The 25492-nt window shown below is 62.1% G+C and carries 18 protein-coding genes; 10 read left to right on the top strand and 8 right to left on the bottom strand.

Annotated features, from left to right (window positions below; all coding sequences use genetic code 11):
* The first annotated feature begins 87 nt into the window (after positions 1 to 87).
* The 3 genes from ASTEX_RS17015 to ASTEX_RS17005 are packed head-to-tail and all read left to right on the top strand — an operon-like array spanning position 88 to position 5238.
* The gene (locus ASTEX_RS17015) at positions 88 to 3099 is read left to right on the top strand and encodes a TonB-dependent receptor (protein ID WP_013480870.1); all 3012 of its coding nucleotides are present in this window, start codon (positions 88 to 90) and stop codon (positions 3097 to 3099) included.
* Positions 3100 to 3153: 54 nt separating this feature from the next.
* Entirely contained in the window at positions 3154 to 4113 is a 960-nt protein-coding gene (locus tag ASTEX_RS17010; protein ID WP_013480869.1) for an alpha/beta hydrolase, read from the top strand.
* A 6-nt stretch (positions 4114 to 4119) separates the two neighbouring features.
* Positions 4120 to 5238, top strand: a complete 1119-nt coding sequence (locus ASTEX_RS17005) for a pectinesterase family protein (protein ID WP_013480868.1) — start codon at positions 4120 to 4122, stop codon at positions 5236 to 5238.
* A gap of 66 nt (positions 5239 to 5304) precedes the next feature.
* Here the strand turns inward: ASTEX_RS17005 and ASTEX_RS17000 are convergent, their stop codons facing one another.
* Positions 5305 to 6561, bottom strand: coding sequence for a DUF3422 domain-containing protein (locus tag ASTEX_RS17000; protein ID WP_013480867.1), 1257 nt, complete (start codon positions 6559 to 6561; stop codon positions 5305 to 5307).
* A 212-nt stretch (positions 6562 to 6773) separates the two neighbouring features.
* On the opposite strand from ASTEX_RS17000, the gene ASTEX_RS16995 reads away from it, so the two are divergent.
* Both ASTEX_RS16995 and ASTEX_RS16990 read left to right on the top strand, forming a co-directional pair.
* Positions 6774 to 7784, top strand: a complete 1011-nt coding sequence (locus ASTEX_RS16995) for a zinc-binding alcohol dehydrogenase family protein (RefSeq protein WP_013480866.1) — start codon at positions 6774 to 6776, stop codon at positions 7782 to 7784.
* A 250-nt stretch (positions 7785 to 8034) separates the two neighbouring features.
* On the top strand, positions 8035 to 8784 hold the full coding sequence (locus ASTEX_RS16990; RefSeq protein ID WP_013480865.1) for an IclR family transcriptional regulator: 750 nt from the start codon (positions 8035 to 8037) through the stop codon (positions 8782 to 8784).
* On the opposite strand, the gene ASTEX_RS16985 is transcribed toward ASTEX_RS16990, so the two are convergent.
* A complete protein-coding gene (locus tag ASTEX_RS16985; protein ID WP_013480864.1) occupies positions 8781 to 11132 on the bottom strand; it encodes a glycoside hydrolase family 95 protein in 2352 nt (783 codons plus the stop codon). The genes ASTEX_RS16990 and ASTEX_RS16985 overlap by 4 nt on opposite strands.
* A gap of 333 nt (positions 11133 to 11465) precedes the next feature.
* Here ASTEX_RS16985 and ASTEX_RS16980 point away from each other — a divergent pair, with 333 nt between their 5' ends.
* Positions 11466 to 12776, top strand: coding sequence for an MFS transporter (locus ASTEX_RS16980; RefSeq protein ID WP_013480863.1), 1311 nt, complete (start codon positions 11466 to 11468; stop codon positions 12774 to 12776).
* Between the two features lie 37 nt (positions 12777 to 12813).
* Here ASTEX_RS16980 and ASTEX_RS16975 read toward each other — a convergent pair whose 3' ends face one another.
* From ASTEX_RS16975 to ASTEX_RS16965, 3 genes are all read right to left on the bottom strand, one after another.
* Positions 12814 to 15264 (bottom strand): ABC transporter permease, encoded by a 2451-nt coding sequence (locus ASTEX_RS16975; RefSeq protein ID WP_013480862.1) that lies wholly within the window; start codon positions 15262 to 15264, stop codon positions 12814 to 12816.
* Positions 15265 to 15328: 64 nt separating this feature from the next.
* Positions 15329 to 16009 (bottom strand): ABC transporter ATP-binding protein, encoded by a 681-nt coding sequence (locus ASTEX_RS16970; RefSeq protein WP_013480861.1) that lies wholly within the window; start codon positions 16007 to 16009, stop codon positions 15329 to 15331.
* Complete coding sequence (locus ASTEX_RS16965; RefSeq protein WP_013480860.1) at positions 16006 to 17304, bottom strand: efflux RND transporter periplasmic adaptor subunit; 1299 nt, start codon at positions 17302 to 17304, stop codon at positions 16006 to 16008. The genes ASTEX_RS16970 and ASTEX_RS16965 overlap by 4 nt, the downstream gene beginning before the upstream one ends.
* Positions 17305 to 17421: 117 nt before the next feature.
* On the opposite strand from ASTEX_RS16965, the gene ASTEX_RS16960 reads away from it, so the two are divergent.
* On the top strand, positions 17422 to 17994 hold the full coding sequence (locus ASTEX_RS16960) for a response regulator transcription factor (protein WP_013480859.1): 573 nt from the start codon (positions 17422 to 17424) through the stop codon (positions 17992 to 17994).
* A 3-nt stretch (positions 17995 to 17997) separates the two neighbouring features.
* Entirely contained in the window at positions 17998 to 19221 is a 1224-nt protein-coding gene (locus tag ASTEX_RS16955) for a sensor histidine kinase (protein ID WP_013480858.1), read from the top strand.
* Here ASTEX_RS16955 and ASTEX_RS16950 read toward each other — a convergent pair.
* The gene (locus ASTEX_RS16950) at positions 19218 to 19904 is read right to left on the bottom strand and encodes a TorF family putative porin (RefSeq protein ID WP_013480857.1); all 687 of its coding nucleotides are present in this window, start codon (positions 19902 to 19904) and stop codon (positions 19218 to 19220) included. The genes ASTEX_RS16955 and ASTEX_RS16950 overlap by 4 nt on opposite strands.
* Positions 19905 to 20078: 174 nt before the next feature.
* The gene (locus ASTEX_RS16945; protein WP_013480856.1) at positions 20079 to 21455 is read right to left on the bottom strand and encodes a dicarboxylate/amino acid:cation symporter; all 1377 of its coding nucleotides are present in this window, start codon (positions 21453 to 21455) and stop codon (positions 20079 to 20081) included.
* A gap of 198 nt (positions 21456 to 21653) precedes the next feature.
* On the opposite strand from ASTEX_RS16945, the gene ASTEX_RS16940 reads away from it, so the two are divergent.
* Both ASTEX_RS16940 and ASTEX_RS16935 read left to right on the top strand, forming a co-directional pair.
* Complete coding sequence (locus ASTEX_RS16940) at positions 21654 to 23348, top strand: sensor histidine kinase (protein ID WP_013480855.1); 1695 nt, start codon at positions 21654 to 21656, stop codon at positions 23346 to 23348.
* Positions 23345 to 24688, top strand: coding sequence for a sigma-54-dependent transcriptional regulator (locus ASTEX_RS16935; protein ID WP_013480854.1), 1344 nt, complete (start codon positions 23345 to 23347; stop codon positions 24686 to 24688). Before ASTEX_RS16940 ends, ASTEX_RS16935 begins: the two co-directional genes overlap by 4 nt.
* Here the strand turns inward: ASTEX_RS16935 and ASTEX_RS19520 are convergent.
* Positions 24617 to 25381: an amino acid permease gene (locus ASTEX_RS19520; RefSeq protein ID WP_049781746.1), complete on the bottom strand. Its 765-nt coding sequence runs from the start codon at positions 25379 to 25381 to the stop codon at positions 24617 to 24619. The genes ASTEX_RS16935 and ASTEX_RS19520 overlap by 72 nt on opposite strands.
* Positions 25382 to 25492 lie beyond the last annotated feature (111 nt).

Raw genomic sequence — 25492 nt, 5'->3', positions numbered from 1 at the left:
TAATTCAGGAAGGCCAAAATTTAATATAACCGCGGCCTTCAATAATAATAATGCGCACCACGGGGCGCTTCTACAGGGAAAATTCTGATGACGAATGCATTTATGCGCGCGTTTAATGGCCCGTTGCTGCTCGCCGGCGGCACGTTGCTTATGGTTTCCGCCGTGCCCGCTCAGGCACAGGACGCGGTCAAGTCGTTCAATGTCCCGGCTCAGGCGGCCGAACGCGGCATCCCCCAGTTCGCCCAACAGGCCAATATCCAGCTCATGGCGCCGGAAAAGGTCGTCAAGGGCAAGCAAACCGCCGCCGTTCAGGGCAATATGCCGGTACGCGAAGGCCTGTCGCGCCTGTTGGCGGGCACGAATTTGACACCGGTTACCCGCGCCAATGGCATCATCGTGCTGGCCGAGCAGATCCCAGCGGTGCGTGACAACGCGATCCCCATCACCCGCACCGCCTATGCGGCCGACACCACCGCCTCTGACGAGCCCGCCGCCGCCCCGGAAGAAACCGTGGTCGTGGTCAAGGGCATCCGCGGTTCGCTGAGCAAGGCCCGCGCCATCAAGCGTCGCGCCGCCAACGCGGTCGAAAGCATTGTGGCCGAAGACATCGGCAAGATGCCGGACCTCAACCTCGCCGAATCCATCCAGCGCGTGCCGGGCGTGGCCATGTCGCGCGAAGGCGGCGAAGGGCGCAATATCACCCTGCGCGGCTTCGGTCCGGACTTTACGCGCACAACCCTGAACGGCATGGAGGTCCCGGCCAGCAGCGACGGCCTCGACAGCGGCGGCGTCACCCTCAATGCGGGCCGCGCCTTCGACTTCCACCTGTTTGCCTCCGAGCTGTTCAACCGCATCGACATCGAAAAGTCACAGAAGGCCTCGACCGAAGAAGGCGGCATTGCCGGTACGGTCAATCTCTATTCGGCGCGCCCGTTCGACTTCCGCGACGACTTCACTGTCTCCGCCTCGGCGCAGGCCAATTACAACACCCTGAACGGAAAGGCCGATCCGCGCGTCGCCCTGCTGGTCAGCAAGACGTTTGCCGACGGAAAGTTCGGGGCGTTGCTCTCCGTGGCGGCCTCCAACCGCACCGTGCATCAGGAAGGTTATTCCAGCGTGCGCTGGACCTCACCCTACGCCAATGGCGACTCGTGGGCCAAGAGCAACCCGACCGTAAGCGGTACGCCGAAGGCCTGCGGGGCCGCCAGTGCGCTCGACTGTCTGTGGGCCCCGCGCCTGCCGCGCGCCGACTATTTCGGCAATGATCAAAAGCGCATCGGCGTCACCGGCTCGCTGCAATATAAGCCCACCGAAAACGCCCTGATCACGCTGGACGTGCTGCATTCGGAACTGACCAATGACCGCGACAGCTATAATTCGATGGAGTGGCTGCTGACGCACGGCACCGCCGGTAACTTTACGGGCCAGACGCCGCTGTCGTTCAAGATCGGAGCCGACGGCAAGACCCTGGTCGCCGCCGCCTTCAATGATGTGACCTCATGGTACGAAAGCCGTCGTCAGGACTCGCAATCGACCTTCGATCAGGTCGTCCTGTCCGGCCGCTTCAAGGTCAATGAGCGCCTGACGCTGGACGCCATGGCCGGTTCGGCGGTGGACGATGCCGACCGTACCGAACTGCGCTTCTACTATCGCTCGGTGCCGCACTATTACGCCTATGACTACAGCGGCAATGCCTATGTGCCGAGCATCAGCTTCGGCACCTATGATCCGAACAAGGCCAGCAACTATATCAACGCCCTGACGGCCTCGAATCGCATCAATACGGTGAAGAAGGAAAACTTCACCTCGCGCTTTGACGCCACCTACAATGCCGACAACATGTCGCTGAAGGCCGGTCTCAGCTATAATGACCGCAAGGTGAGCTATGGTGAAGGTCTGGGTGCGACACCCAGCTTCGACCCGTCGAACTATACCCGTCCCTTCCCCGTCTCCAACTTCGGCAAGGGGCTGGACGGGCCGGGCCTGCTGCCCTTCCGCGTCGCCGATTTTGAGGCCATTGCCGCCGCAGGCATCATCAAGGGCGGCTATACGGAGAACACCGGCGCAGGCTGGACCGTAGGCGAAGAAACCCTGGGGGCCTATGGCGAGCTGAACGCCGAATACGACATCGCCGGGATGCGCCTGCGCACCAATGCCGGTCTGCGCTACGTCAAGACCAAGGTCAGCTCCAAAGCGCGGGTCAGCGGCACGCCGGTTGAGGTCAATGTCGATTACGACAACTACCTGCCCTCGATCAATGCGGCGCTGGACGTGCGCAGCGACCTGGTGGTGCGCGCCTCCTATGGCCGCAGCCTGACGCGTCCGGGCCTCAGCTCGCTGAATATCGCGGGGCCGGTCTTCGGCTACACCACGCGCACCGTGGGCAATGTCGGCAACCCGTCGCTGAAGCCTTATGAGTCGAACGATGTGGACTTAGGTGTTGAATGGTATTTTGGCAATGAGGGGCTTCTGGCCTTCACCGTCTTCCATAAGGACATTGTGCGCTCACTGAAGACGGATGTGGTCAGTCAGATGATCGACCCGTCCTTCTGGCCGGCCATCTATGCCGACCCGCTGTACGACACCTCCTACAATGCCGATCCGGCCAAGGTGCCCTACACCTTCACCATCCCGGTCAATAGCGATAAGGGCAACAGCGTCAAGGGCTTCGAGCTGACCTATAACCAGCCCTTCACCTTCCTACCGGGGCCGTGGTCGAAGCTGGGCGTCGCGTCCAACTACACCCACGTGTCGGCCGAAGACTCCACGGGCCTGTCGCCTAACTCCTATAACCTGACCGTCTATTACGACACCGAGACCTTCGGGGCGCGCCTGTCGGTCAACAAGCGCGACGACTATCTGCTCAGCGAACCGGGCGGCAATGGTCACGTGCAGGAGCGCAAATACGGCCCCACCCATGTGGACTTTGCCTCCTTCTATAACGTCACGCCGCGCTTGACGCTGACCTTTGAGGGCATCAACATCACCGACGAAGTGGAGCGCATCTACGGCACCGGCGATACGGGCGATATGGATCTGACGCGCGAATACACCCACACCGGGGCGCAGTGGATTGTGGGTCTGCGTTATAAGTACTGATAAAATAAAGCGGCCATCGGCACCCGTCGGTGGCCGCCTTTACAGGAGTAAACCATGCGGCTTTTGCCCGCCCTTACCGTCGCCGTGCTGGGTCTGGGGCTCCTGACCCCCGCCCTCGCCGCCGACCTGATCCCCGTGGACGACAGCTACACCGTCTCGCAGCGGTTTGAGCGCTATAAGGATCAGTATGCGGGCATAGGCTGGCCTGTGGCCGAGTTCCAGAGCGGGCAAAAGGTGCTGTTTGACCGCCGCTACAAAAGCATCGGCGGGCGTGAACTGCATATCGACGTCTTCCTGCCGGTCGCCGGGCACGCCAATGGCAAGGGTATCCTGCTGGTGCACGGTGGCGGCTGGCGGTCGGGCAATAAATCGCACTTCTACGCTCTGGCCACCCGGCTGGCGCAGCGCGGCTATGCCGTCTTTCTGCCTGAGTTTCGCCTGTCACCCGAAGCCCCCTACCCGGCGGGTCTGATCGACGTCAATGACGCCCTCGTCTGGGTCAAGGGGCAAGCCACGACCTTTGGCATCGACCCTAAGCGGCTGGCCATTGGCGGCGCCTCGTCCGGCGGGCAGATGGCCGCGCTTCTCGCCTATACGGCGGACACGCCCCTCTACAAAAGCCGCGCGGGCGATGACACGCAGGTCAGCGCCCTGATCGACATTGACGGCGTACTTGACTTCACCACGCCGCTGGCCCTGCAATACGAAAACGCCGCGGGAGACACCTCTGCCGCCGGACGGTGGCTGGGCGGCGCGATGGAAAAGGTACCCGCCCGCTGGCGCGAAGCCAGTGCCGCTAGGCACGTCAGCGCCGCCGCGCCGCCGACGCTGGTAATCAGCAGCGGAATGACGCGCTTCACCGCTGGTCACGAAGATGTTGAGGCCAAATTGAAAGCGCAGGGCATTGCCTATCGCTACACCGCGTTTGACAACGCCCCGCACGACATCTGGCTGTTCGATCCGTGGTTCAGCCGCATTGTCGATCTGATGGATGGTTTCCTGTCCGAACACTGAGGTCTCATGTCTGTACGCTCCACCTTTCTCGCCAGCGCCGTCACCTGTCTGACCCTTGCGGCGCTGAGCCTCCCCGCAGAGGCCGCTACCCGTCTCAAGGTGCGCCTGGACTGCGGTACGCGAAAGGCCTGTTTCACCCAAGTGCAGGCCGCTCTCGACGCCGCGCAAAAGGACAGCAGCGACAATTGGATCGTGATCGACGTGGCGGCGGGTGACTATTATGAAAAGGTGACGATCAACCGCCCGAAGGTGCGCCTGAGAGGGGCCGGGGCGAAACGCACGCGCCTGCACTTTAACGCTGTGGCCGAAACGGCGGGAAAATACCATCGCCGCAACTGGGGCACGCCCGGCTCAGCTACCCTCACCATCAATGCCGATCAGGTGACGGTCGAGGGCCTGACGGTTGAAAACACCTTCGATTACCTCAGAAACGACGCGCGACTTAGCGACGACCCGCAGAAGATCAAAAATTCGCAGGGCGTCGCCGTGCTGCTCGATATCGACAGCGACCGCGTCCTGTTCCGCAAGACCGCGATGCTCGGCTATCAGGACACGCTGTTTGCCAATGGCAAGCGGGCGATTGTCCGCGACAGCCTGATCGCCGGAAATATCGACTTCATCTTCGGCAACGGGCAATTGCTGATCGAAGACAGCGAACTGCGCACCCGTAATCGCGGCGCGTTCACTCCGCCAGGTGAATTTCATTCCTTCCTGCTGGCCCCCTCCACCCCCCTCAGCCAGTCCATCGGCCTCGTCGTCTATCGGTCGCGCCTGACGCGCGAAGCCGGCGTGCCTGACGGCTCGGTGGCTCTGGCCCGGCCCTGGCACCCGACGACCACCTTCCCGGACGGGCGCTACGCCGATCCCAACGCCGTGGGGCAGGCCCTGTTTATCGGCTGCGAAATGGACGCCCACATCCACCCCGACCACTGGACCAGCATGGGCGGCACGGCGCGCGACGGCACCAAGACCGCCGTCTTCCACCCACAGGATTCGCGCTTCTTTGAAAGCGGCTCGACCGGACCGGGGGCCAGACACCGAGACATTGGCATCCGCTGGAAAGACGCGCCGGATATCGCGACCGTGCGCCGTCAGTTCTCCGATGGCTGGCCGCAAGCAAACTGATCCTTCCTGACGCTTCGGCTCCCCGTTGATGCGTCTCACTGGCCGCCCCTCACCGGGCGGCTTTTTTTAAACGTCTTTCAGGCGTCGCTTTCGGCGGCGGATAAACAGCCACGCGGCCAGCAACACGATAATCACCCCGACACTGTAGCCCGCCGTCGCCGCCGGTGAATGTCCGACCAGCGGCTCCAGCACGTATTTGATCAGATTGATGATGTAGTATGACAGAGCAAAGACCGACAGCCCTTCGACGAGTTCAGACAGCTTGACCTGAAGCTCGGCGCGCGCGTTCATGTTTTGCAGAAGCAACTGGTTCTGCGTCTCCAGAGAAATCGAAACCCGCGCCCGAAGCAGATCACCGATACGCCCGATGCGGCCAGAAATGTCCGCCAGTCGCGCCGAGGCCGCTTCGCAGGTGCGCATGGCAGGCTGAAGCCGCCGCTCGATAAATTCGCCCATGGTCGAAAACCCCTCGACGCGCCGTTCGCGCAAGGAGGTCAGGCGGTCCTCCACCAGCCGCGCATAGGCCTCGGTCGCCCCCAGCCGGAACCCGACCTCATTGACGCGCTGTTCGACATCCGAAGACAGAGCCGTCAGGCGCTCATAGATCACCTCCTGCGAGGCGCGACCCTCATTGAGCTGACGCGTAATGTCCACCAGCGTTCGCTCGGCCCCTTTCAGCCATCCGAGGACGGCACGCGCCTCCCCGAAGCCCAACAGGGCGAGCTTGCGGTAATGGCCAATCTCGATCAGTGTCTGCAACAGACGCGACAACTCATCATTCTGAAGGCCGCGATCGTGGATGAAAATACGCCCTGCCCCATTGTCATGGCTACGGAAATCGGTCCACAGACGCGCGCGGCCGTCAAACACCTCGCAGCTGACGCAGGTTGCAAGGGCTAGACAAGCCCCCAGCCGCGTTGCGTCCGGGGCTTCGGTCATCACCGATATTTCGACACTGCGGAACACCCGCCCCGGCGCCCCTTCGAGCCATGCAAAGTCCTCGCCCCGGATCACACCAAAGCCCAGCCGCTCAGAAGCCGTCGTGAGCGCCGCTGCATCCGTTGTATAGCCGAGCCAGGTCGAAAACTCACCGTGGCGTTCCCAGATACGGCCACTCTCAGCCTCGATCTGCGCCAGACGGCCATCTTCGGGAGCGGCCTCACTCAGCCCTTCGACCCACGCCGCCTCGGCTGCGCGCTCAACATCGTCCACCAGCACAACCCAGCTGCGCACCGCCACGGGCGCGGTCAGCACCGGCAAGGCGCGTTCGTGCATCAGGTCGCTTAAACTCTGACGCAGGGGGTGGTCGGTAATCGAAGTCATGGCGCGGTCCGTCGGCTAGGCAACTCACATAGTGAGAGATCTGAATAAACGATGCAATGATAAGACCAATTTGTCCGACATAAAACCCGGACACTTTCGGCAACAGATTATAAAAGCCGCCACCCGATTGTTTACGATTAAATCTCTATTTCATATTTGACACTCCGCCTGACGCGCTGTAGCTACACAGCAGAGTTACGGCGAGGTTCCCCATGGATACGGTCATCTGCGAAAGTCCCGGCAAGCTGGTCTGCATTCAGCGCGACAAACCGGTGCGACAGGCCGATGAGGTGCTTGTTCGCGTGCGCCGCGTCGGCATCTGCGGTACCGACATGCACATTTTCCGCGGCACGCAGCCCTATCTCAGCTATCCACGCGTTATGGGTCACGAACTGTCGGGCGAAGTGGCCGAGGCCCCGGAAGGTTCGGCGCTGGCCCGCGGCGATGTGGTCTATATCATGCCCTATCTCTCGTGCGGCACCTGCGCCGCCTGCCGCAAGGGCCGCCCCAACTGCTGTATGAACATCCAGGTGCTGGGCGTGCACCGCGACGGCGGCATGACCGAATATATCAGTGTCCCTGAAGCCTTTGTCTTCCCGGCCACCGGCATCGGGCTCGACGAAGCGGCCATGCTGGAATTTCTTGCCATCGGCTGCCACAGCGTGCGCCGCGCGCAGGTGCAGCCCGGTCAGCGCGTGCTGGTCACCGGCGTTGGTCCCATCGGCATGGCCACGGCCATCTTCGCCAAGCTGAAAGGCGCCGAGGTCACCGTGCTCGACGGTCAAAACACCCGCGTTGAGGTCTGCCTGAAGACGCTCGGCATGGATCACGGCGTCGTACTGTCGACCGGCACGCGCGATGAGCTGTCGGTCCTGACCGAAGGCGACTTCTATGATGCAGTGTTCGACGCCACCGGCTCACCGAAGGCCATTGAGGCCGGGTTCGGCTATGTCGGCCACGGCGGCACCTATGTGTTGATTTCGGTCGTCTCCGCCGACATCACCTTCAATGATCCGGAATTCCACAAGCGTGAAACCACCCTGCTGGGCAGCCGCAACGCCACGGTCGAAGACTTTGAAGACGTTCTGAGCGCCATCCGCGCCGGGCTGATCCCCACAGCCTCGCTCAATACACACCGCGCGGCACTGAATGATTTGCCCGACGTCCTGCCTGGCTGGACCGCTCCCGAAGCCGGCGTGATCAAGGCCTTGGTAGAGTTATAAACCCTCACAGACTTTTTGTGATTTGTAACTGAACTTGACACAGTCCTGCCTTGCAATTGCCGCATCGCAACATATATGATGTAGGTGTTCGATGCATTGCATCGATTGCCCTTCCTGGGCGTTTCCTCCCTGTAAACTGGCCGCGCCGTGTGCGCGGCTTTTTTTTGCCTGCGATCAAAGGTCATCGAGGCTTTTTTGACGCCGCAATGCGAAACGGCTATCACATTGTTAGCAAGCCAATGGAATCGTGATGTCCGAACCGACCTACAGTGCGCCCGCTCTAGAGAAGGGTATTGAAATTATTGAGTTTTTGGCCGGGCAGTCGGACCCACTGAGCATCGGTGAGATCTGCGCAGGTGTCGGCCGTTCCAAGGCCGAAATCTACCGAATGATCCTGACCCTGGAGGGCAAGGGCTATTTGCGGCGCGATATAGCCGGTCGCTACACCATGACGAGCCGCCTGTTTGACTTCGGCATGCTGTACCCGCCGCGCCAGAGCCTGATCGAAACGGCCCTGCCGCATATGCGTGCCCTCGCCCGTGACAGTGAACAATCGTGCCACATGACCGTCCTGTCGCGCGAACACATCGTCGCGATCGCCCGCGCAGAAAGCGAGAGCATGACCGCCTTCGGTGTCAAGGTGGGCTTCCGCGCCCCGGCAGCCACGGCCACGTCCGGGCGCATGATCTTCGGCTTCCTGCCCCTGCGCGATCAGCTCAACTGGTATCATTCCATGCGTGGCCGCATTGAACGCCCCGTCCTGCGCGCCTTCCTTGACGAAGCACGTGAAGCGAAGGATCAGGGCTATCTGGTGCGCGACAGTTCCTATACGCTGGGCATCGTCGATCTGGCCGTGCCAATCTTCGCGGCGCGCGCAAACCACGCCGTCGCCGCCCTGATCGTGCCCTTCATGACGCACGTGGTCTGTCATATGGGCAAGCCGCAGGTGCTGGACCGCCTGCGCCAGACAGCGCAGGCCATTTCCAGCGAGCTCTATTAAAGCCTGAGAAGGTCTCCATCCCGCAGCCCAAAGCTCGCCGAGCGGCCCTTTTTCAGGGTCAGCGGCAGGCGATGCGCCCCCAGCACCAGCGTCGCCTTTTCGCCAAAGGCGCTGCGGATCGTCACTCGCTCCAGCGTCATATCGGCCCAGTGGAGGTCCACCGTAAAGCCACCGCGGGCCTTGAGACCGGTAACGCGCCCCTTCGGCCAGGCGGTTGGCAGCGCCGGCAGCAAGATAATCTCATCGTCATAGGACTGCATGAGCATCTCGGTCATACCCGACGTGCCGCCGAAATTGCCGTCGATCTGGAACGGCGGGTGGGCGTCGAACATGTTGGGATAGGTGCGCTCAGGCCCCAGTAGCAGCTTTAGGATACTATGCGTGCGCTCCCCCTCACCCAGCCGCGCCCATAGGTTGATACGCCAGCCGATGGCCCAGCCGGTGGACATGTCACCGCGTAGCTCCAGCGACTTTTTGGCTGCCGCTGCCAGTTCCGGCGTCTTGCGCGTGGTGATCTGATGCGACGGGAACAGGCCATAGAGGTGCGAAACGTGGCGATGGTGCATGTCCGCCGCCTCCATGTCCCAGTCGTCCTTCCATTCCTGAAGCTGACCGGCCTTACCGATCTGGTTCGGCACCAGCTTGTTACGCATAGCCAGCACCTCAGCCCGGAAGCTCTTATCCGTTTTGAGAATCTCCGCCGCCCGCGCCGTATTGGCGAACAGATCGCGGATGATCTGCATGTCCATGGTCGGCCCGGCGCAGATGGAGGTGCCGAATTTGTGCTGGTTCTCCGGTGAAATCGACGGCGCGGTCACCATGTAACCTGAGGCGGGGTCCTTCACCAGCGTATCGAGGAAGAACTGTGAGGCGCCCTTCAGGATCGGGTAAATCTCCCTCAGGTAGGCCGGATCGCGACCATAGTCGTAGCGGTCCCACAGGTGCAGACACAGCCATGCCCCACCCGTCGGCCAGGTGCCGTAGAAGGCGGCATCAATAGGTGCCGTGGCCCGCCATAGGTCGGTATTGTGGTGCGCCACCCAGCCGCGGGCCCCGTACATGATCTTCGCCGTTTCCGCCCCCGTGATCGAAATTTCCCTGACCATACGGATAAGCGGTTCGGTGAGTTCCGGCAGAGCCGTCGGCTCGGCGGGCCAGTAATTCATCTCGGTATTGATATTGATGGTGTATTTGCCACCCCACGGCGCGTTCAGCTTCTCGTTCCACAGGCCTTGCAGATTGGCGGGCTGGGTGCCGGGGCGTGAACACGCAATCAGCAGGTAACGGCCGTACTGAAAATAGAGCGCCGCCAGCGCCGGATCATTGAGCGTCAGCGACTTCGCTATCCGTTCATTGGTCGGCAGATCGGCCACCTCGGTGCGCCCGAAATCGACGCTGACGCGATCAAACACGGCCTTATGGGCATCCAGATGCGCCGAATAAAGCGCCCCAAACGAACGGCTGGCAGCCCTGGTAATCTGGTCTTTGGTGATTGCGGTCGCATCACCCGACACATCCCGGAAGGATTTGTAGTTCGTCGCTGCCGCCATAAAGACCAACGCGCTGTCGGCCCCGCTGACGACCAACTCATCGGTGCCGGTGCTTTGCTGACCGCCGCTCGCTACCACGCGTACGCGGCTTTCAAAGCGCAACGCCCCGTCCTTGCCATTGTGCCCGCCATTGCGACCGGACAACACAATCTCTTGCGGGCTCTCAATAGTCACCGCCCCCAACTGTGGCGTTTCAAAGCCTAACTGGAAGCTGACCTTGCCAGGCTTGTCGGCGCTCAGGCGCATCACCAACACCTGATCGACCGGGCTGATGAAGGTTTCGCGTGTGTAGGTCACACCATCCTGACGATAGGTAACAGTGGACAGGGCCTTCGTCAGGTCCAGTTCCCGACGATAAGCCGACGCATTGGACGACGGACCGAAGGTCAGGGTCATCTCGCCAATCGTCTGATACGACACCTGCCGCATCGGATTACCCATAAACTTCGCCTGGATAAGCGCCTGCGCTTCCAGATACTTTCCCTCAAAGATCAGCTTGCGAATCTCCGGCAGGGCCGCCGGACCATCGGGATTAGCCGGCTGATACGGGGCTCCGGCATAGAGGGTGTCTTCGTTCAGTTGCAGCCGCTCACGCGCTATACCGCCAAACACCATCGCCCCCAGTCGCCCGTTGCCCAGCGGCAGGGCCTCGGTCCATTCATTGGCCGGTTCGCGATACCACAGGGTCAGGTCGTTGCTTGCGGTCGGACGGGTTTGCGCGGCGGCGACCTGCGGCACAAGGGCGGCCAGCGAAAGACCGGCGGATAGCTTGAGTGTTTCACGACGGCTGAACGTCATTTTGGGGTTCCCTCTCTGTATTATGTTTTGTGGAACAATAGCCGTTTCACGGGCGAACGGAAGTGTCAAATGCGAAAAGCCAACCAAGGCAGTCAATTCGCAGCGTGGTTTTGCCGGATCGGTAGCTATCGGATAGCTGATCACACCTAAAGCCGCGCCATCCTGGTCAACCAACCGGCACGCAATCGTTTTTATTTCCCCAACGGACGTTTTGCCCCTTTTCAGGGCCGCAAACCTAGGCATAGGCTGCGCCACCGGTGTCACAGCCGCCCCAAAACAAAGAAAGCCCCGGCACAGGGGCCATGCCCACACAGAGAAAAAGGAAACATCCGCATGACCGCCTCTGCCTCACCGGCCGCGACGGGCCCGGTCACCCGCTATCGCTGGGTGATCTGCGCGCTGTTGTTCATCGCCATCGGCATCAACTATATCGACCGGCAGATGATCGGCATTTTGAAGCCTACCCTTCAGGGTGAGCTTCAGTGGAGCGAAACCGACTATGCCAACATCGTCTTCTGGTTTCAGTGTTTCTATGCGGTGGGCTTCCTCACCTTCGGTCGCGTTATCGACGCCGTCGGCGTGCGCATCGGCTATGCGGTAGCCTTTACCATCTGGACCATCGCCTCGATCGGTCACGGCCTGATCCACAGCGTCGCGCAGTTTGCTGTGGCCCGTGCGGTTCTGGGCTTTGGCGAGGCCGGTGCCTTCCCTGCTTCGCTCAAGGCGGTGTCGGAATGGTTCCCCCAGAAGGAGCGCGCGCAGGCCGTCGGCATCTTCAACGCCGGCACTGCCATGGGCCCGATCATCACGCCCCTGCTTGTCCCGGCCATTACACTGGCCTTTGGCTGGCGCGCCGCCTTTATCTCCATCGGCATCGTGACAGCTCTGTGGCTGGTGGCGTGGATGATCATGTACCGGCGTCCGCAAGAACACCCGAAGGTGTCGCCCGCCGAACTGGCGCATATTCAGTCCGACGACACGACCTCCATCGAAGCCGCCGCGTCTACGGCCAAGATCTCGTGGTTCAAGCTTTTGACCTTTCGTCAGACCTGGGCCTATGCGCTGGGTAAGTTCCTGACCGACCCCATCTGGTGGCTCTATCTGTTCTGGCTGCCAGACTTCCTCAACAAGCGCCACGGTCTTGATCTGAAGACCTTCGGACCGCCGCTGATCGCCATTTACATTCTCGCCGATTTTGGCTCGGTTTTCGGGGGCTGGGCGTCGTCAAAGCAAATCAAGGCCGGGCGCACCCCCAATGCGGCGCGTAAATCCACTATGCTGGCTTGTGCGCTTCTGGTGACGCCCATCTTCGCGGCACAGTTCGTCGATAGTCTCTGGGCCGCAGTCGCCATCATCGGGCTAGCCGCCGCCTCGCACCAGGCGTGGTCGGCCAACCTGATGACCCTGCCGTCGGACCTCTTCCCCAAACAGGCCGTGGCCTCAGTCATCGGTATCGGCGGCATGGCCGGCGCCATCGGCGGCATGCTGATGACCACTTTTAATGGGTATATCCTTGAGTTCTTCAAATCGTACCAGCCGATCTTCATCGTCGCGGGCTGTGCCTATCTGGTGGCCATTCTCGTCATCCACACCCTGACGCCCAAGCTCGAAAAGGTGTCGGAAGAGAAGATTTTGAAGGCGTAAAAAAACGGCCCGCTCTGTTGGGGAGCGGGCCTTCTTCTTATTGGTGCCGCAGGGCCTTGCCCGGCTCGGTCGAAGCGCTGCTGAGTGCCAGTCCCCCCACCGTCCCTAGCGCAATGGCCAGAGCCGCCGCTGTGGCGATAAGGAAGAAGAGCGGGCTGATGCCGATGGCGTCGTCGAACTGCGACAGCCACTGCCCCAGAGCCAACCACGCCAGAGGCCAGGCAATGACACTGGCGATCAGCACGGGGCGCAGGAATTGCAGCGTCAGGAGCCGCACCACCTGCCCGCGCGACGCCCCCAGCACCTTGCGTAGACCAATCTCGCGGGCCCGACGCGACGTATTGAACGCCGCCATACCATAGAGTCCGATACAGCCGATCAGAGCCGCCACCCCGGCCCCTACCCCGAACAAGTTGGAGCGGTCGCGTTCGGGCTTATAATACTTGTCGAGGTTCTCATAGGCGGAGGTGACTTCGAACGGCACGTCCGGCGCGATCTGACGCCACGCCTTGCGCAGGCGTTCGCGCATCACGCTTTCGCTGACGCCCGCATAGCGGACAAAGCCGACCGGATTGTAAGAGACATGGGCATCGAACATGTACAGCTTGGCCGGGATGGGCTCAGACGGATGATAGAAGCGGGCGTCTTCGACCACACCGACGATACGCACGGAATGATCGGCAAAGCGCGCCGTCTGACCCACAGCGGCCTGTGGCGACTTAAGGCCCAGCCGCTGCACGGTTAACCGGCTGACGATGACATTGGTGAGCCTTTTAGCGTCGGCCTCAGACTCGTTCTCTTCCCAGATCTGATCCTCGGCAAAGCGCGGATCAAAATAGCGCCCGGCCACCAGTTTGATACCGATCAGCTCGAAATAGCCCGGCCCGACCACGGACCAGTTGACCGTCGGCGATTCGGTCAGCTTGTCGCGCCGCCCCGGCAGGACGATATTGGAGTTGTTGACATTACTCTGATCGCCGGGAATGGCATTGGCAAGGGTGACCGCCGTGACATTGGGCAGGGCGCGCACCGCAGCCTGAAAGCCCTCGCGCTGTGCGGCATTGATATTGACGTCGCGGATCGAATTGACCAGCAGCAGGCCATCGCGTTTGAAACCGAGATCGGCCGACTGAATATGCTCGATCTGTTTGATGAAGCCGAGCATCAGGGTAAAGGCCATCACCACCGCCGCGAATTGCAGGATGACGAGGCCTTCACGCAGGCGCATCCCCAGACGCCCGCCCGCAGGCGTGCGGCTCGACGCCAGCACCTGCGCCGGTTTGAAGGCCGAAAGAGCAAAGGCCGGATAGAGCGCCGCAACCAGACCGGCCAGCAGCACCACGCCCAGAAGCCCGGCCAGCCACGCCCCGTCCTTCACGTAGTCGAGCGACAGCGACAGCCCCCCGGCGGCATTGATCAGCGGCAGAGTCAGTTCCACCAAAGACAGGCCCACAATGAAGGCCACCAGCAGGGTCAGCAGAGCCTCCCCCAGAAATTGCAGACGCAGAGCCGAAGGACGCGCCCCCAGAGTCTTGCGCACCGCCACTTCACGCGCCCGCAGGCCGGCCCGCGCCGTGGCCAGATTGACGTAGTTGATCAGGGCCAGCCCCAGCGCCACCACACCGACCAGACCCAGCGTGACGATGGCCGCCTTCTGCTTGGGGTCAATCAGGTGCATGTCGGCCAGCGGCACCAGCACCAGCTTCATAAGGCTGCTGCCCTTGGTGCCGGGCCCGAAGCTGTCGCCCACTTGACGGTCGGTAAAGGCGTCCATCTGGGCCTGTAAGGCGCGCGCCTCAGCCGGTTCCTTGAATTTGAGGAAGGCCATAAGTTGCACCGAGCCCCAGTGATGCCAGGTGCTGGTCTCCATCGCCGTGCGCTGCGGTGTGATGCGCCGCATCAGGCCCAGCTTCAGATCGGCATTTTTCGGCAGGTCGCGCATAACAGCGCTGACCACATAGGGTTTGCGCCCCTCGGCGTCGCTGAGCGTCAGGGTCTTGCCCACCGCGTCCGCCGTACCGAAATATTTGCGTGCCTTTTCCTCGCTGATGACCACGCTACCGGGATCATTCAGCGCGCTGGCCGCGTCGCCTTCGCGCATGGGAACGCCGAAAAAGCTCAGGAACTCCGGATCGACCAGCTCGATCTGCTCGGCATAGACCTCCGACCCCTTGTGCACCGTGACCGGGTTGGACCAGTCGCGCACCGTGACCAACTGCGGATAGCTGGCCTTTAGTTCTTCGGTCAGGCCGCCCATGGCCCCGATACGCACCTCATCGGTCATGCCGGGGAAAAAGTAGCGGGTGCCTACGGTATAGATTTTGGCGCGTTCGGGGCTCCAGCTCTCATAGCCGGTTTCAAAGCGCACCAGCAGGCTGAGCGCGATAAAGACGGCGATGCCGAGGCTGAGGCCCAGAAGGTTGAGGCCGCCATAGAGGGGATGCCGGGTGAAGGAGCGCCAGAAGGCGATTAGGACAGAGCGTAACATGGGAAACTCCCAAGCACTTTCCGAAAAGTGGGACGCACTTTTCGGACTAAAAGTGCGTTAAAACTTAAAGCATTTGAGCGACGGAGGCCACAAGTTGCCCGTCGAGAATATCGACGCGACGGCTGGCCTGATCGGCGTGGCTGGGCGAGTGGGTGACCATGATGATAGTCGCTCCGGAGGCATTCAGCCCCTTGAGGATATCCATGACCTGCGCCCCGTTTTCGGTATCGAGGTTCCCCGTCGGTTCGTCGGCCAGGATCAGGTCGGGATTGCCGACAATGGCGCGCGCAATGGCGGCGCGCTGCTGCTGACCGCCCGATAACTGATGCGGGAAGTGGCGGGCGCGATGGGCGATGCCGACGCGGTCCATGGCCGTTTCTATGGCCTGACGGCGCGAGCCCTTCTGCCCCTGACGATAGAGCAGGCCCAGCTCGATATTCTCATAGATGGTCAGGTCATCGACCAGATTGAAGCTCTGAAAAATGAAGCCGAGATGGCGGGCGCGGTGCTGCGCCAGCTTCGCTTCACTGAGTTTGGCCAGATCGACCCCATTGAACAGATAGGCACCGGAGGTCGGGCGGTCGATGGTGCCCAGCGTATTGAGCAGGGTCGATTTTCCGCAGCCCGACGGCCCCATAATGGCGACGAATTCGCCCTGACGGATGGTCAGGTTGATATTGTGCAGGGCCGTGGTTTCGATCTCATCGGACCGGTACAGGCGGGAGACGTTTTGAAGCTCAATCATGAATTCGAATCCGATTTGATGTGGAGATATTGCGCATTGCGCAGGTTGGAGACCCCGGCAGTAACGATGCGTTCGCCGGGTTTGAGGCCGCTGAGGATTTCGACCTGTTCGGGGTTGCGGCGGCCCACCGTGACGGCGCGGCGGCTGGCCTGATCGCCCTTCGCGTTGAGCACAAACACCCACGCCCCGCCGGATTCCGCCAGCCAGCTACCCGACGGAGCCAGAATGGCCGGCGTCGTCTGACCCAGCCTCAGGCGGATATCGACGGTTTCGCCGCGTTTGAGATCGGCGGGTGGCGGCGTGACAAACTGCAATTCGGCCACCACGCGGCCATTGGTCACCTGCGGGAAGACTTTCGAGACGGCGACGCTGACCGTCTGACCGTGCAGGCTGGCTTCGGCCTTCTGCCCTTCGGACAGGCGTTGCAGGTAGAATTCATCGACCTCGGCGCGCAGCTTATAGCTGCCTTCGGAATCGACCTGTGCCACCGCGTCGCCCTCCTTCACCGCCTGCCCCGGCTTGAGGCTGAAGGCGGTCAGGCGGCCCGCAGCGGGGGCAGCGATGGTCAGCGCGTCCAGGCCGCGACGCACCTCACCCAGATTGCGGCGCAGGTCCTGCGCGTTGTCCTGCACCTGACGGCGCTGACCGGCATAGAATTGCGCGTCGGGCGTCTGGGCGGTCTTCAATGCCGCCACGCGCTGACGCTGATAGGCGACCTCATCGGCATAGGGCTTAACCGCTGCCGCGTTGATAAACCCCTTGTCGAGCAGAGTCTGACGCTTCTGATATTCCTGCTCGGCACGGCTGAGGGCATAGGCGGCATCGGCCAGCGCCTGTTCGCGGTTTTCCTGCGCCGTTTTCAGCGCCATCAACTGATTGGCATTGTCGGCCAGCCGCGCCGAAATATCGGCCTCGCGCCCCGAAACATCCAGCGTCAGGGCCGGATTGACCAGATAGACCAGCGCCTGCCCCTTGCTCACGCGGTCGCCGTCGCTGACCGCCACGGCCTGCACGCGACCGGCGGTCGCCGCCGTGATATAGACCGTATCGAGCGGCACGGCTTCGGCGCGAAGCGGCACATAGTCCTGATAGGGGGCGCGCACCACCTGCCCCGTTTCGAGGGTACCCGCCTCAACCGTCACCGTGCCCGCCTGCGGCAGGGTCAGGTAAAAGGCTAGACCCGCCGTGGCAATGACGACGGTGGCGGCGGTGATCTGAAACGGACGGCGGCGATACCAGGGCTTGGCGCGCTTGCGGTCCATGGCGGTGGGGGAAGAAAGGACGTTATCGGGCATGTTAAAACGCTAACACAGAGTTTTCAATTCATATAAATAATTCATTTTTCTTGCTTTTTGTCGATTTTTGCCCTCAAATCAGGATTGAAATTGCCCCGCAGGTGTCCGAATCCGAACATGCCTTCCGAAGCCGAAACACCCCCTCTGACGCGCGCCGTCTTCCTTGATGACGACCCCGATATTCTGGCCGCGGCCGAACTGGTCCTGACGCGGCAGGGCTTCACCTTGCGCTCCGCCCAGTCGCCGGATGAAGCGCGCGCCCTGCTCGAAGCTGAGACCCCGGACGTGCTGCTGCTCGACCTCAACTATCGGCGCGGCGATACGTCGGGCGAGGCGGGGCTCGCCTTTTTACAGGAACAACTTGCGAAGACTCCGCACCTCCCGGTGGTGGTGGTCACCGGCCATTCGGGCATGAGCATCGCCATTCAGGCCATGCGGCTGGGGGCGCAGGATTTTGTGGTCAAGCCGTGGAACAATGACCGACTGGTGGCCGCCTTGCGCGCCGCGATTGATACGCCGCCGCGCTTGCCCGCCGACCTGCCGCCGCAGGATCTCAATCTGGAACGCTCGGAGCGTGAATTGATCAAGGCGGCGCTCAGCCGGCATCAGTTCAATATCTCGCACGCCGCCAGAGACCTCGGCCTGACGCGGGCGGCGCTGTACCGGCGCATGGAAAAGCACGGTCTGTGACGCATGGGATCTCATCGCATATGGCTCAGCATTATCGCGCAGGTCGGCGTCTTCGCCCTGGGAGTCGGGCTGTGGCTTGCCCTTAGTCAGGCCTATTACGCCACGGCGTTGGTCTGCGGGCTGGCCGCCGTCGGACTGGCCGTAGCGGGCGTCAACAGCCCGGCCTTCCATCTGGCGCGTGAACGCCTGCGCGCCCGTCTCAGCCCGGCGCCCATTTTCACGGCGGAGCTGGGGCGGCGGCGCCTTCAGATTCTGCTCGACCAGGCCCCCTCGCCGCTTTTGCTGCAAACCGATGACGGACAGATCATCGCCGTCAATCGCGCCGCACGGCAACTGTTCGGCGTCGCCTATGCCCTGCCTCTGGCGATGCGCCGCACGCTTGTCGGCGACGGCGGCGACCTATCCACACCGGGGCAGCAGATCGTCTGGGAAGGCCGCACCTTTGCGGTTCAGCACAACGAGCTGATCGAGGATGAGCGCACCTCGCAACTGGCCATCCTGACTGATATTTCCGCCGATGTGCGCGCCGCCGAAGCCACGGCGCTGCGCGATCTGCTGCGCGTTCTGAACCACGAACTGATGAACGCCCTGACGCCCGTCGCGTCGATGAGCAAGAGCGCGCTCGACTTGCTCGCTGATGACACGCCGCAATCGCGCGAACTGGCCATAAAGGCCCTTGAGCGGGTGGTGGCGCGCACCGAAGGCCTGCACGACTTCATCAATGCCTATCGCGCTCTGACCCGCCTGCCACCGCCCAGCCTGCAAGCGGTGCGCCTATCGGAGTGGCTGGATGTGCTGCACGAAAGCTTCACCGCCCAATGGAGCGACAAAGGGGTCAGCCTGTCATGGGAGGTGCCCGCCGAAGACGCCCTGATCCGCATGGACGAGGATCAGATGTGGCTGTGCGCCGGGAACCTGCTCAACAATGCGGCGCAGGCGGCACTGGAAAAGGGCGGCGACCCAAAAGTGCGCCTGCACGCCACCGCCGGGGACAGCAGCCTGACCGTTGTGATCGAGGATTCCGGTCCCGACATTCCGGCCGAACATGGCCGTCAGGTCTTCATGCCCTTCTTTACCACCAAGGCCACCGGCACCGGGGTGGGCCTCAGTCTGGCGCGACAGATCGTCCAGGGCCACGGCTCAGACCTCAGCCTGCTGCCGCTCAGTCCCGGCGATCCGGACGCCCTGAGGGGTGCGCGTTTCGCCTTTAGTCTATCTAAAATTTAGAACTTCTTCGACAGGGTGACGAAGGTGGAATCGCCGTATTTGGCCCCCAGATCGCCCTTGTCCGTCGTGGTATAGGTCAGGCTGACCAGAAACTTCGACGTCACCGCATAGCTCATCCCGGCCAGATAGCTGGTGTAGTCCACACTCTCGCGATTGTCGCGGAAGCCGTTGGCCGCCTGAAGCGTCAGTTTCGGCGTGACCTTGTAGTCCAGCCCCCATTCGGCGTAGCTCGCCTGCTTTGCCTTGCCATAGTTGTCCGGCGAATAGGCCAGATTGAGCTTGGCCGTCAGGCGGGCGTTCAGCTTGCGCGCAGCATTGATCTCATACTCCATAAACTCGTTATCAATGCCGATTTTGGTGCCGTTGTACTGCTTGAAGATGGCGCGGGACGTGACGTCATTCCCCAGCCACTTCGACTTGTACCCGATCAGAAGCTGGGTCTGGTTATCGACGCCGGTCGTACGGTCACGCATCGACTTGTACAGGAAGCCGCCAAACACCTTGCCATAGGCGGCCTGTCCGCCCACCGTGTATTGTGGGCGACCTTCGGTCTGGCTGACGCCGCGATAGATGCCGTCGCTGAGCGCTTTGATTTCCGCCGAGTATTTGACCGTTTCGGCCTGAGCGACCACCGGCGAGGCAAAAAGCAGGGTGGCGGGCAAAAGGAGGCTGTTCGCAGACATGAGGGTCTCCGTTGGCGAAACCGCGGCGCAGTCTCGCATTCATCTAAAAGAAGGGATTAAAAGAGACCCGTGCCGAAGGCTCGAACCGATACACCGGCACGGGTCAGTCAGGATGGAACCTTGAGGGGGGGGGACACGGCCGGGAGACGGCCGGAAGGTTCCATCCTTAGAGGATCAGTCCGCGCTCTTTTCGCCGAGCTGGACGCCGGCCGGGGCCCCGTGGATGGCCGTAACCGGTTCGGCCTCGATCACGGGCTTGCCACTGAGTGCGGCGCGGAAGGTGTCCATATCCACTGACTTTTCCCAACGGCTGACGACGACCGTGGCGACCGCATTGCCGATAAAGTTGGTGATCGAACGGCATTCCGACATGAAGCGGTCCACGCCCAGAATGATGGCCATACCGGCGATGGGCACGGTGGGCACCACTGACAAGGTGGCGGCCAGGGTGATGAAGCCCGCGCCCGTCACCCCGGCTGCGCCCTTGGACGACAGCATGGCGACCGACAGAAGCAGCAGTTGTTGCTCAAGCGACAGGTGGGTATTGGTGGCCTGAGCAATAAACAGGGCCGCCAGCGTCATGTAGATATTGGTGCCATCAAGGTTGAACGAATAGCCGGTCGGCACGACGAGGCCGACGACCGACCGCTTGCAGCCCGCGGCCTCCATCTTTTCCATAAGGCTCGGCAGGGCCGATTCCGAGGACGAGGTGCCGAGCACCAGAAGAAGCTCCGCCTTCAGATAGCCGATCAGCTTGAAGATCGAGAACCCGTTGGCGGCACAGACGGCGCCCAGAATGACGATCACGAACAGGGCCGAGGTGGCGTAGAAGGTACCTACCAACGCCGCCAGATTGACAATGGAGGCGATACCATACTTGCCGATGGTGAAGGCAAAGGCCCCGAAGGCCCCGATGGGCGCCGCCTTCATCAGGATCGACACCATCTTGAAAATGGCGTGGCTGACGGTTTCCAGCAGGGTGACCAGCGGCTTGGCGCGCTCTCCGACGAAGATCAGCGAAATGCCGAATAGGATGGCGATAAACAGCACCTGAAGGATGTTGCCTTCAACAAAGGCCGAGGTGAAGGTCGTCGGAATAATGTCCATCACGAAGCCGATCAGGCTCGTTTCGTGCGCCTTGGCGGCGTATTCGTCCACCTTGGCATTGTGCAGGGTGGCCGGGTCGATATTCATGCCGTGACCGGGCTGCACCACATTGGCGACGATCAGACCGACGATCAGGGCCAGGGTCGAAAAGGTCAGGAAGTAGGCAAAGGCCTTGCCCGTGACCGAGCCGACGCCTTTCAGCGAGCCCATACCGGCGATACCGGTGACGATAGTCAGGAAGATGACCGGCGAAATAATCATCTTGACCAGCTTGATAAAGCCGTCGCCCAGCGGTTTCAGCGCCTCGCCGGTCTGCGGGTAAAAGTGCCCGATGGCCGCGCCCAGTGCGATGGCGACCAGCACCTGAAAATAGAGATGGGTGTAGAAGGGACGCTTGCGCGGCGCGGCCGGGGTCAGCGTGTCCGTAGGGATATGCATCTGCATGGGTGTTCCTCGACCCTTTGGTGGTTTTTGTTAACTCACCATAATCCGGCACCACCCCTGTGCCCATAACTTCGCCAATTTTCATTAATTCATTGAACTGTAAAAAATTATAGCAAGGACCGGCCCTTATTTTGTGCGGAATTTCACACACGCAAACCAGACATTGTGCGAAATTTCGCAAAGGTTTATGATGGCCATATGTTCCTTGTATCGCGCAAGATTGGATTGCCTCTGCTGATCCTCGCTGGCCTTGCCTTTGTGGCGGGGCTGGCTCTGGCCCTGTGGGGCGTCTATAGCCTGAGCTATACCGGGGCCCTGCGCAGTGTCTCTGAGGACGTCGAAACGCGGGCGCGGCTGCGCGCCGCCGTCCTGCAAAGCGAGATGGAGCGACAGGCGACGGTGGCGCTTGTCCTCAGCGACGACAGCGACGTGACCGCCGCGCTGTTGGGCAACCGGCCCGCGCTTTACAACGGCGTTTCGAAAAAGCTGGATCGACTGCGCACCCAGACGCGCAGTTCGGTCATCTATATCATTCAGGCCTCCGGTCAGACGGTAGCGGCCAGCAACTGGGCCCTGCCTGTCTCCTTCGTCGGCAGCAATTACAGCTTCCGGCCCTATTTCCGCGAAGCCATGACCAATGGCACGGCGACGCAGTTCGCGCTGGGCACGGTCAGCCGCAAGCCCGGCCTGTTTTTCGCCCGCGCCGTCACCGATTCCGGGCGGCGGCTCGGCGTGGTGGTGGTGAAGATGGAGTTCGACCCCATCGAGGCCACCTGGAGCGGGCTGGACGAAGACACCTACGTTACGGGCCCCACGGGCGAGGTCTTTCTGACCGCGCTCCCTGAGCGGCGCTTCAAACCCCTCCCGGCCCTGACGGACCGCCAGATCGACACGGTGATCGACCTGCCCGGACTCGGCTGGAAGCTGCACATCATCAGCAGCGATCAGGCGGCGCGCGATAGCGCCATCGCTGCCACCCTGACCGCGGCTCTGGGCTTTGGCCTACTGTGGACGCTGAGCGCCTGGCAATGGCGCAGACTGCGGCAAAGGCGGCTGTCGGCGGCGCGCGAAGCCGAATACCGCGAGCGGCTGGAGCGCGACGTGGCCACCCGCACCGAGGCCCTGAGCGCCACCAATGACCGCCTATCGAAGGAGATCCGCGAACGCCGCAATGCCCAGCGTCGTCTCAGTCGCCTTCAGGCCGATCTGGTGCAGGCCAACAAGCTGGCCAGTCTTGGGCAGATCACGGCCGGTGTGGCCCACGAAATCAACCAGCCGGTCGCCACTATCCGCGTACTGGCCGAAACGGCCGCCAGCCAGGCCCCTTCAGCGCGCGGGGCGAAGGCTCTGATTGCCGAAAATCTCAGCGCCATTATCCGCATGTGCGACCGCCTCGGTCATATCACCGGCGAATTGCGCACCTTTTCGCGCAAGGCCTCCAGCGAGGTCGAGCCCGTGCCGCTGAAAGAGGCGGTGGACTCGTCTATCCTGCTCAACGAAAGCCGTCTACGCGACCACCGCGTCACCCTCCGTTGCGACCCCATCGACCCGCAATTGCGGGTCATGGCCAGCCGTGTGCGGCTGGAGCAGGTGCTGGTCAATCTGCTGCAAAACGCCTTCGAGGCGCTGGAAGGCTTGCCTGACGCGAAAGTGCGCCTCAGCCTCAGCGCTGACGGCAATCAGGTGCACTTGCGCGTTGCCGATAACGGACCCGGCCTGCCACCGCCGGTGCTGGCGCAGCTTTTCACCCCCTTCGTCACCACCAAGCCCAAAGGGCTGGGTCTCGGCCTCGTCATCGCCCACGACATTCTACGCGATTTCGGCGGGGCGCTCAGCGCCGAGAGCTCTGAGACCGGCGCCACCTTCACTCTGACCCTCTGTAAAGCCACATGACCCCTGTGACAGCGCCCCTTATCTTGATTGACGACGATGCCGACCTGCTGGCGGCGCAGAGTCAGGCCCTGCGCCTCGACGGTTTTACCGTGCAAGCCTTTGCCAGCGGGGCAGAGGCGCTGAAGGCTATTGATGCGACCTTCCCCGGCGTAGTGATCACCGATGTGCGGATGCCGGTCCTGGACGGTATTGAGGTCTTTGCCCGTATCCGCGCCCTCGACCCCGACCTACCGGTGATACTGATGACCGGGCATGGCGACGTTCCAATGGCCGTGCAGGCGCTGAAGGACGGGGCCTATGATTTCCTGTCGAAGCCGTTTGCGCAGGACGATCTGCGTCAGAGCGTGCGCCGCGCTTTACAGACGCGCGAACTGGTGCTGGAAAACCGCCGCCTGCGGCAGGCCCACGCGCAACTGGCCGATCAGGATTGCTGCCACCCCCTGCTGGGCGATTCCGCCGTCATGACCCATCTGAAAAGCGTGGTGGTGCGCGTCGCCGAGGCCGAGGTCGATACGCTGATCAGTGGCGATACGGGCGTAGGCAAGGACCGCGTGGCGCGCGCTCTGCACGCGCTCAGTGCCCGCAAGGGCCGGGCCTTTGTGCATATTGGGTGCGCGGCCCTGGACGAGGAGCGCTTTCAGAGCGAGCTGTTCGGCAGCGAACAGAGCTCGCGCCCCGGTGCGCCGCGCCGGATAGGGCGCATTGAAAAGGCGCATAAGGGGACGCTGTTACTCGATGAGGTCGAGGGGCTGACACTTAGCCAGCAGGCGAGGCTGTTGCGCGTGTTGGAAACGCGCGAGGTATGGCCGGAGGGGGCCGAAAGCCCACGGCTGGTCGATATCCGCGTCATCGCCGCCACGCGCATCGATCTGGTGCAGGCCGTGCGCGACGGGCGGTTCCGCGCCGACCTCTATTATCGGCTGAGCGGCGTGACCCTGCGCGTGCCGCCGCTCAGTGAACGGCGCGAAGACATTTCGCTACTCTTTCAACACTTCCTGTTGGCGGCGGCGGCGCGCCTCAAACGCCCGGCCCCGCGCCTCAGCCTTCAGGCCCAAAGCCACCTGCGTCAGCACGACTGGCCCGGAAATGTGCGCGAGTTGGAACAATATGCCGAACGTTATGCGCTGGGCATCGACGACAGCTTGCCGGGTAACGATGCCGACGCGCCCGGTTTGGCCGAACAGATGGCGCGCTACGAAGACGCCCTGCTGCGCGAAACTCTGGAGCGCCACGAAGGACAGGTGCGCAGTGTCATGGAGGCGCTGAAACTACCGCGCAAGACCTTCTACGACAAGGTCAACCGCTACGGGATCGACCTGAATGTCTACAGGGGGCGATAGGTTTGAAAACCTATCAAGAGACATAGAAAGGGAGAGGTTTCGGCCGCCCCTCTGCATGACTGAGCCTGAACGCTCACGCGCCCTTTTCAACCGGATGTGCCACTTGCCGTAGGAGAAATAGACGACCAGACAAATCGCCATCCAGATCAGGGTAAAGAGCTGGCTCTGGATTGGCAAGCTGCAGAAGATGAAGGCACAGCGCGCGATCGCCGCAAGACCGATCGGCAGATAGGCCGGCGTCTTGAAGGTGCGCGCCAGGGTCCGGGAAACGGCGAAAAAGGCGATCAGCGTCCCGGCGTTCGATAGGGCGGCGATTTCTTTCAGCGGCACAAAACCGGGTAAAATGGCCACGAAGATCAGGGTGATCAGCGTGGTGCTCTCGCGCGCATCGATCATCAAAAGACCCATCACTGCCAGCGATACCAGTACTGCCGGCAGGTTGACGTGGTCGCCCGCGTGCGACGCATTGAGCAGGAAGACCGGTGATTGCAGGCCCATCCCCTCATTCAGCCAGCCCACAAGGTGTGCCGACCAGCCGACCGCCACGCTGGAGCAGGCCAGAGAATATTCGACGTTCAGCGCCCAGCCGACGACCCAACCCGCCACCTCACCGATCGCCGAATAGGTGTAAGTGTAGGCGGAGCCCGCGGCGGTGATCAGTGTGGACTTTCGGTGTAGCACAAGGCCGCGCATGCGCAGACCAGACCGAACGGGGCAAAGGAGACGAGTACACCGGGCCCGGCCGGCTCAGCGTCTTAGCCAGCGCCTAGCCGTCTTCTTCCGCTCGATGCAGCGGCTTTAGCG

The organism is Asticcacaulis excentricus CB 48 (genome assembly GCF_000175215.2).
Taxonomy (GTDB): Bacteria; Pseudomonadota; Alphaproteobacteria; order Caulobacterales; family Caulobacteraceae; genus Asticcacaulis; species Asticcacaulis excentricus.
This window is presented reverse-complemented; position numbering and strand designations above follow the sequence as displayed.